General features: G+C 71.3%; 10 protein-coding genes and 1 pseudogene. All 11 read left to right on the top strand.

The window, feature by feature from the left end; translation table 11 throughout:
• The first annotated feature begins 140 nt into the window (after positions 1–140).
• The 11 genes and pseudogenes from DEIPI_RS40735 (at position 141) to rsfS (ending at position 7,013) form a co-directional block, all read left to right on the top strand.
• Complete coding sequence (locus DEIPI_RS40735; RefSeq protein ID WP_027483776.1) at positions 141–497, top strand: hypothetical protein; 357 nt, start codon at positions 141–143, stop codon at positions 495–497.
• Between the two features lie 20 nt (positions 498–517).
• Positions 518–907, top strand: coding sequence for a fluoride efflux transporter CrcB (crcB, locus tag DEIPI_RS0126505; protein WP_027483775.1), 390 nt, complete (start codon positions 518–520; stop codon positions 905–907).
• A 50-nt stretch (positions 908–957) separates the two neighbouring features.
• Positions 958–1,179 (top strand): annotated as a pseudogene (locus DEIPI_RS42150) (exodeoxyribonuclease VII large subunit); the annotation flags it as partial.
• 316 nt (positions 1,180–1,495) lie between these two features.
• The gene (locus tag DEIPI_RS42145; protein WP_342667539.1) at positions 1,496–2,101 is read left to right on the top strand and encodes an exodeoxyribonuclease VII large subunit; all 606 of its coding nucleotides are present in this window, start codon (positions 1,496–1,498) and stop codon (positions 2,099–2,101) included.
• Positions 2,094–2,348 carry an exodeoxyribonuclease VII small subunit gene (xseB, locus tag DEIPI_RS0126495; protein ID WP_027483774.1) on the top strand — a complete coding sequence of 85 codons (255 nt, stop codon included), beginning with the start codon at positions 2,094–2,096 and terminating at the stop codon, positions 2,346–2,348. The genes DEIPI_RS42145 and xseB overlap by 8 nt, the downstream gene beginning before the upstream one ends.
• Positions 2,349–2,487: 139 nt before the next feature.
• Complete coding sequence (rplU, locus tag DEIPI_RS0126490) at positions 2,488–2,787, top strand: 50S ribosomal protein L21 (protein ID WP_027483773.1); 300 nt, start codon at positions 2,488–2,490, stop codon at positions 2,785–2,787.
• 26 nt (positions 2,788–2,813) lie between these two features.
• Positions 2,814–3,089 carry a 50S ribosomal protein L27 gene (gene rpmA / locus DEIPI_RS0126485; RefSeq protein WP_027483772.1) on the top strand — a complete coding sequence of 92 codons (276 nt, stop codon included), beginning with the start codon at positions 2,814–2,816 and terminating at the stop codon, positions 3,087–3,089.
• An 84-nt stretch (positions 3,090–3,173) separates the two neighbouring features.
• Entirely contained in the window at positions 3,174–4,463 is a 1,290-nt protein-coding gene (gene obgE / locus DEIPI_RS0126480) for a GTPase ObgE (protein WP_027483771.1), read from the top strand.
• A gap of 289 nt (positions 4,464–4,752) precedes the next feature.
• Positions 4,753–5,259, top strand: coding sequence for a bis(5'-nucleosyl)-tetraphosphatase (symmetrical) YqeK (gene yqeK / locus DEIPI_RS0126475; protein WP_027483770.1), 507 nt, complete (start codon positions 4,753–4,755; stop codon positions 5,257–5,259).
• A gap of 4 nt (positions 5,260–5,263) precedes the next feature.
• Positions 5,264–6,547, top strand: a complete 1,284-nt coding sequence (locus DEIPI_RS34935) for an LCP family protein (protein WP_045235281.1) — start codon at positions 5,264–5,266, stop codon at positions 6,545–6,547.
• Between the two features lie 97 nt (positions 6,548–6,644).
• A complete protein-coding gene (gene rsfS, locus DEIPI_RS0126465) occupies positions 6,645–7,013 on the top strand; it encodes a ribosome silencing factor (RefSeq protein WP_027483769.1) in 369 nt (122 codons plus the stop codon).
• The last annotated feature ends 157 nt before the right edge of the window (positions 7,014–7,170 follow it).

The raw sequence follows: 7,170 nt of genomic DNA, 5'->3' as shown, positions 1-7,170 counted from the left end.
CGAGACGCGCGAGGCCGCCGCGTTCGCCCTGCTGGGCTACTTCGCGGCGCAGGGCTGGGCGAACACGCTGCCCGGCACGACGGGCGCGCGGCGCGCGGTCGTCGCGGGAAAGCTCACGCGGGCCGGGGCATCATGAGGGCATGAGCGACCTGCCGTACCTCGACACGCAGCACCTCCTGACCTTCGGGGAGGCCCTCACGGCCTACCACTCGGCGCGTCTGCACGACCCGGACCGCCGCTGGCGCTCGCTGCTGTACCTCGTGACGCTCACGCCGTACCTGTGGGACGCGGCGCAGGGGGGCATCGACTTCGAGGGCGACCACGCGGACCTCTCGGGCGTGACGGGCGTCACGGCGGGCGAGGCGCTCGTGCTGGACGTGGCGGCGCACCTGTTCTCCGGTGAGGGCGCGGTGGACCTCGTGACGCTCGCGGACGGTCTCGACGACGAGGTGTGGGAGATCGTGCTCGCCGCCGTGAACATCTTCCGGGACGGGTGAGCGCGGTCTATCATGGCGCGGTGACCGCCTTCGGACTGATCGGCGTGATGGTGGGCGGGGCGCTCGGGGCGCTCGCGCGCTTCCTGGTGGGCGCCCTGTCGGCGGCGCTCGTGGCGCGCTCGGCGCTGGCGGGCTGGCCGTGGGCGACGCTGGGCGTGAACGTGCTGGGCTCGTTCCTGCTCTCGCTGCTCGTGACGCTCGTCTCGCGCGGGCTGGTGGACCCGCGCTGGCGGCTGTGGCTCGGGACGGGCTTCCTGGGGGCCTTCACGACCTTCTCCACGTTCTCGCTGGAGGCCGACGACCTCGCGCGGCGCGGCGAGCCGGGCGTCGCGGCGCTCTACGTCGTGCTGAGCGTCGGGCTGGGCCTCCTCGGGGTGCTCGCGGGGCGGCTCGTGGGGACGCGCGCGTGAGCGCCCCGAAGCAGTTCCTGGAGCTCGCGGAGCTTCTCGACTACGTGGGGATGGTGGTGGGGCGCGGCATTCCGGGAAGCGTGTGGGTGCAGGCGGAGATCGCGTCCCTCACGGACCGCCGTCACCTGTACATGGACCTCGTGCAGCACGACGAGTCGGGCCGCGAGGTCGCCAAGACGCGCGCGAACCTGTGGGCGTCGGAGCGCTTCGCGCTGGAGGCGAAGTTCAGGAAGGCGACGGGCGGGCGGCTCGCGGCGGACATCAAGGTGCTGCTGCAGGTCGTGCCGGACTTCCACGTGCGCTACGGCTTCTCCCTGACGGTGATCGACGTGGCGCCGGAGTTCACGGTGGGCGACATGCAGCGCAAGCTCGACCGCATCCGCGACGCCCTCACGCGCGACGGGACGATGGAGCGCAACCGCGCGCTGCCCCTGCCCGTGGACCCTTCGCGGGTGGCGGTGCTCAGCCCGCGCGGCGCGGCGGGTCTGGGGGACTTCCGGCGCGAGGCGGACCGGGCTGGGGCGCGCGGGGTTGGTAGAATTCGATTACTTGGAGGCGACCATCTAGGTCCGCGAGGCCTGGGGCTCCTTGCGTTCGGCGCTGGACGGCGCGAGGCTCGCGCACGCCGCGCGCCCCTTCGACCTGCTCGCGGTGATCCGCGGGGGCGGGGCGAGCACGGACCTCGCGTGGCTCAACGACCTCGACGTGGCGCGCGCCCTGGCGAACTTCCCGGTTCCGGTCGTGACGGGCATCGGGCACGCGCGGGACGACACCATCCTCGACGAGGTGGCGGCGGTGCGCTGCGACACCCCGTCGAAGGCGGTGGCGTGGGTGGAGGGGCGCGTGCGGGACGCGGCGGTCAGGGCGGAGGCGAAATTCGCGCGGGTGAGGGAGGTGGGCCGGGACGTGGTGCGCGCCGCCTCGGCGGACGCAGAGCGCGCCCGGACGAGGACGCTGCGCGCGGCGTCCTCGCTGGTGGAGCGCGAGGCGGCGGAGGTGGACCACCTCATGCGGCAGGTGCTGGGCCTGACGCCGCAGCGGACGCTGGCGCGCGGGTACGCCCTGGTGCGTGCCCGGGGCGCGGTGGTGCCGTCGGCGGCGCGGGCACGTCAGGAGGCGCGCCTCTCGCTGGAGTTCCGCGACGGGACGGTGCAGGTCACGCCTTCGGGCGTCGGGGAGGAACGGGATGAGTGAGTACAGGGAGGCCTACGCGACGCTGGCGCGGATCGCGACGCGGCTGGAGTCCGGGGACGCCGACATCGACGAGGTGCTGCCCCTGCTGGAGGAGGCCCGCGCGGCCTACGAGGCCTGCCGGGGACGGCTGGAGGCGGTGCGCCGCGCGCTCGGCGACGACCTCGCGGACACCGACGGGGACGACGAGGACGCCGCCGACGAGGACGAGGACGAGGACCTCGACGACGATGAGGACGACCCCTTCTGAGGACCCGCGCCTCACCCCTTGAGCGCCCCGGAGACACGTGATAGAGTGATTCGCTGATGACCCGCCTTGGCGGGGCTTGTGTCGCGCCAGTGGGCACCCGACTCCGTAGAGAGAGGACCCCGGGCCGGGAGGAAGAAAGATGTTTGCGATCATTCAGAGCGGTGGAAAGCAGTACCGCGTGCAGGAAGGCGACGTCATCCGCGTCGAGAAGCTCGGCGGCGAAACGGGCGGCAAGCTCGACTTCACGCCCCTCTTCGTCGGCGGCGAGCAGACGCTCTTCGGCGACGCGGCCAGCAAGATCACGGTGAGCGCCGAGGTCGTCGAGCACGGCAAGCTCAAGAAGATCTACGTCCGGAAGTACAAGAGCGGCATCCAGTACCGCCGCCGCACCGGCCACCGTCAGCAGTTCACGGCGATCAAGATCGTCGGGATCGCCTGACGCGGCTCCCCCAGAGGTGATTTGAAATGGCTCACAAGAAGGGTGTAGGTTCGTCCAAGAACGGACGCGACAGCAATCCCAAGTACCTCGGCGTGAAGAAGTTCGGCGGCGAGAAGGTCCTCGCGGGCAACATCCTCGTCCGTCAGCGTGGCACGAAGTTCAAGGCCGGCGCGAACGTCGGCATGGGCCGCGACCACACGCTGTTCGCGCTCGAGACCGGCATCGTGACGTTCACGAACAAGGGCGCCAAGGGCCGCTTCATCAGCGTCCAGCCCGCCACCGCGCCCGTCGCGGCCGACTGAAGTTCCTGAACTTCGGAAACCAGACCGAGCAGGGCGGGGGCCACGCGGCCCCCGCTTCTGCTGCAATGAATCAAAGGAGGGGACATGGCCTTTCGTGACGTGCTGGACATCGAAGTCGTCGCCGGGAACGGTGGCGACGGCTCGATGAGCTTCCACCGCGCGAAGTACATGCCCAAGGGCGGGCCGGACGGCGGCCACGGCGGCAAGGGCGGCAGCGTCTTCCTGCGGGCCGTGGAGAACGTCACCAGCCTCGAAACGCTCGTGGGCAAGCGCAAGTTCAAGGCCGAGAACGGCCGCTACGGGGAGGGACGGCTGCGCCAGGGCGCGGACGGCCCGGACCTGTTCATCGACGTGCCCGTCGGCACGACCGCCTTCGACGCGGACACCGGGAAGGTCATCGCGGACCTCACCACGGTCGGGCAGGTGAAGGTCGTGGCGCGCGGCGGGTCGGGTGGACGCGGCAACAGCGTGTTCGTCACGCCGACCCGTCAGGCGCCGCGCTTCGCGGAGCTCGGCACGCGCGGCGAGCGCCGCAAGCTGCGGCTGGAGCTGCGCCTCATCGCGGACGTCGGGCTGGTCGGCTACCCCAACGCGGGCAAGTCGAGCCTGCTGGCCGCCATGAGCCGCGCGAATCCGCTCATCGCGGACTACCCGTTCACGACGCTCGCGCCGATCCTCGGCGTCGTCGAGGACACCGACCGCGACCGCCGCTTCACCCTCGCGGACATCCCCGGGATCATCGAGGGCGCGAGCGAGGGCAAGGGCCTGGGCCTGGAGTTCCTGCGGCACATCAGCCGCACGCGCCTCCTCGTGTACGTCCTCGCGGCGGACCGGGACCCGGCGACGGAGCTGGAGGCCCTGCAGGCCGAGCTGCGCTCGTACGACCCGTCGCTCCTGGAGGCCGGGGCGCTCGTGGCGCTCAACAAGACGGACCTCGTGGACGAGGAGCTCGCGACCTTCGCGGAGGACGAGCTCGCGTCGGCGGGCCTGCCGGTGCTGCGGGTGTCCGCCGCGAGCGGCGAGGGCCTCGTGGAGCTGCGCGACACGATCTTCGACCTGCTGCCCTCTCGTGAGCTGTGGGCCGAGACGCACGCGCTGGAGGAGGAGCCCGACACGGTCGCGGCGCCCGCGCCTCTGAGCGTCACGCGCTCGGACGCGTCCACCGACGAGGAGCGCATCTGGGTCGTGACGGGCGGCGGCTTCGAGGAGCGCCTCGCGCGCTTCGAACGTCACATGGACGACGCGGCGGAGTACCTCACGGGGTACTTCAAGCGCCAGGGCCTCACGAACGCCCTGAAACGCGCCGGGGTCCGTGAGGGCGACACGGTCGTGATCGGGCCGTTCCGCTTCGAGTACTTCGAGGACGACAAGTAACCCCATGGCCGTGGAGACGCGTCACCGATCGAGGCAGAAGCGAGGGGCCGTCCCCGAGCGTAAGACGCCCATGATCGTGGAGACGCGTTACGGCGCCGAGAGCGCTTCCACGCGTCTTCATTCGCGGTTGAGCGTGCCCGCCCCACAGCACGGCCTCAGGTGGGGTGGCTATACTGGTGACGTTGCGGCGGAGGCCGCCTGAATCGACGTGTTGAGACCTGCTGCTGTCCTCTTCCCCGCGCCGTACGACGGCGCCGACCTTGAGACCTGGCGCGACCGCGTCCGGCTCATGGTCAAGCCGCGTCGCTTCGAGCACGTGATGCGCGTCGCGCGTCTCGCGCACGACATCGCGCTCGCCAACGGCATCGACGCCGACCGCGCGTACGCTGCCGGCATCCTTCACGACGTCGCGCGCGACCTGCCGGACCTGGAGTTGCTGCGGCTCGCTCCGCCCGAGTGCGCCATCGACGCGGCCCATCCGCTCGCGCTGCACGGCCGCGCCGGTCGGACGCTGCTGGAACGCTGGGGCTTCACGGACCGCGTGATCCTGGAGGCCGTCGAGGACCACACGACGGGTCCGCGCGCGGGCAACGCCGTCTCGGCGGCGGTGTACATCGCGGACGTGAGCGAGCCGGGGCGCGGCGTCAACGAGGATATCCGCGAGCTGGCCTTCACGGACGTGGACGCGGCGCTGAGGCGCTCCATCGGCTCGAAGGTCCGCTACCTGCAGGGGCGCGGCATCGAGGTGCATCCCAGGACGCTCCTGACTTTCGAGTCGCTCGGACTCGACCCGTGACGTCATGACCAAACCCCCACGTCCCACCACCTTCTACTCGGAACGCGGACGCACCGTGCCCGCGTGGCGCGCGCTGCAGCTCGCGGCGATCACGCTGTCCACGCTGTCGCTCGCGGGGTACTGGACCCTGACGAGCACCGCCGGGGAGACGCGACGCGCGCTGGCCGTCACGCAGGGCGCGCCGCCGAGCTTCACGCTGCTGCTCGCCGGGCGCGACATCGCCTACTGTTACTACCATCAGCCCTGCAAGGACCAGAACAGCGAGCGGGCCCGCAAGGAGACCCGCACGGATTCGATCATGCTGCTGAAGTTCGACGGCGCGGACGTCAGCGTGCTGAACATCCCACGTGACACGCAGGTCGGGACCTTCGATTCCTCGCTCACGTGGGACGTGCAGAAGATCAACGCGGCGTACGCGTTCGGTGGTCCCGAACGGCTCGCGCAGCGCGTCTCGGAGATCACGGGCGAACGCGTGGACTACTACGCGGTGGTGCGCACCACGTACGTGGCGGGCGTCATCGACGCGCTCGGCGGTCTGGACGTGAACGTCCCGGAGCCCGGCGTGAACTTCGACGACAACGCCGCCGACCTGCACCTGCACCTGAAGCCGGGTCCGCAGAAGCTCGTCGGGAAGGACGCCGTGGCGTACCTGCGCATGCGCAAGGGCGTCGGCGACGACTACGGAAGGATGGATCACCAGAAGGCCGCGATCGCGCAGCTCGTGGACCGCATGCGTTCCCCCGGCGGGCTGTCGGCCCTGCCGGTCATCCTCGGCGGGTTCTCGGACGGCGTGGAGACCAACGCGGACCCCGCGCTCGTGCAGGAGCTCGTGCCGTTCCTGAAGTCCTTCCGGATGAACTTCGCGACGCTGCCCACCACGGAGATCGTGGGCACGTCCAATCTCGCGCCGGACCGAGAGGCGCTCGCCCGCCTGTGGGGCGGCGCGTCCCTCGCGCAGGTCGCGGAGCGCCCCGCGACCGTCCGGATCTTCGACGCGAGCGGCGCCGATCTCGGCGGGAGGCTCGCGTGGGCGCTCCGCGCGCGAGGCCTGAACGTCGCGGGCGTTCAGGAGCGGCCCACGAGCGCCGAGACCAGCCAGGTGTTCACCCTCGACGAGCCCACCCAGGCGGGTTCCGTGGCCCGCCTGCTCAACCTGCCGCGTCTGCAGGGTCTGCGGTTCCCCGTGGAGTCCGGCGAGGTCGGGGTGCTGCTCGGGCAGGACGCCGCCGCCCGCTTCGCGGAACTCAGCCGTCTCGACGTCCACGCGCCCGGTGCCCGGACGCAGTGATGAAGTTCCCCCATTCCCCGTTTCCCGCCCGCCCGTCCGGACCCCGGTGGGCGGTCCCCGCGCGGCTCCCCCAGGGGACGTCCGCGCAGGAGGACTCATGATCGACCAGCACACCCGCGAACAGCTCGCCGCCATCGTCGCCGCCGCGCGCGAGCGCCGCGCCGAGGACGTCGTCGTCCTCGACCTCACCACCGTCTCCACCAGCCTGGACTACTTCGTGATCTGCACCGCCACGGCGGGACTGCAGCTCAACGCGGTGCAGCAGAACATCCGCGAGAAGGCCAAGGACGTCGGTCTGCCCACGCCGAGCGTGGAGGGCCCCAGCGAACGCTGGCTGCTGCTGTCCTTCGGCACGGTCGTCGTGCACATCATGACCCGTGAGGCGCGCGAGTACTACGACCTCGAGGGGCTGTGGAACGACGCGCGACCCATCGAGTTTCCCGATACCGCCCAGCCGTCCGCCTGAGGGTCGGGCAGAGGAGAAGGCCGACGCGTCCGCGTCGGCCTTCTCCTTTCGTTCGCGCGTGCGGTCAGGGGTGCAGCGGTCGGCGCTCGCGGCGGAGCGCGCGGCGCAGGCCCTCCTCCTTCGCGCGCGGCTCCCCGGCCGTCGTGAAGGTCACGAC

This window comes from Deinococcus pimensis DSM 21231, from assembly GCF_000519345.1.
GTDB classification, from domain to species: domain Bacteria; phylum Deinococcota; class Deinococci; order Deinococcales; family Deinococcaceae; genus Deinococcus_A; species Deinococcus_A pimensis.
Note: the sequence above shows the minus strand (reverse complement) of the source record. Positions and strands in the feature narration are given on the sequence as shown.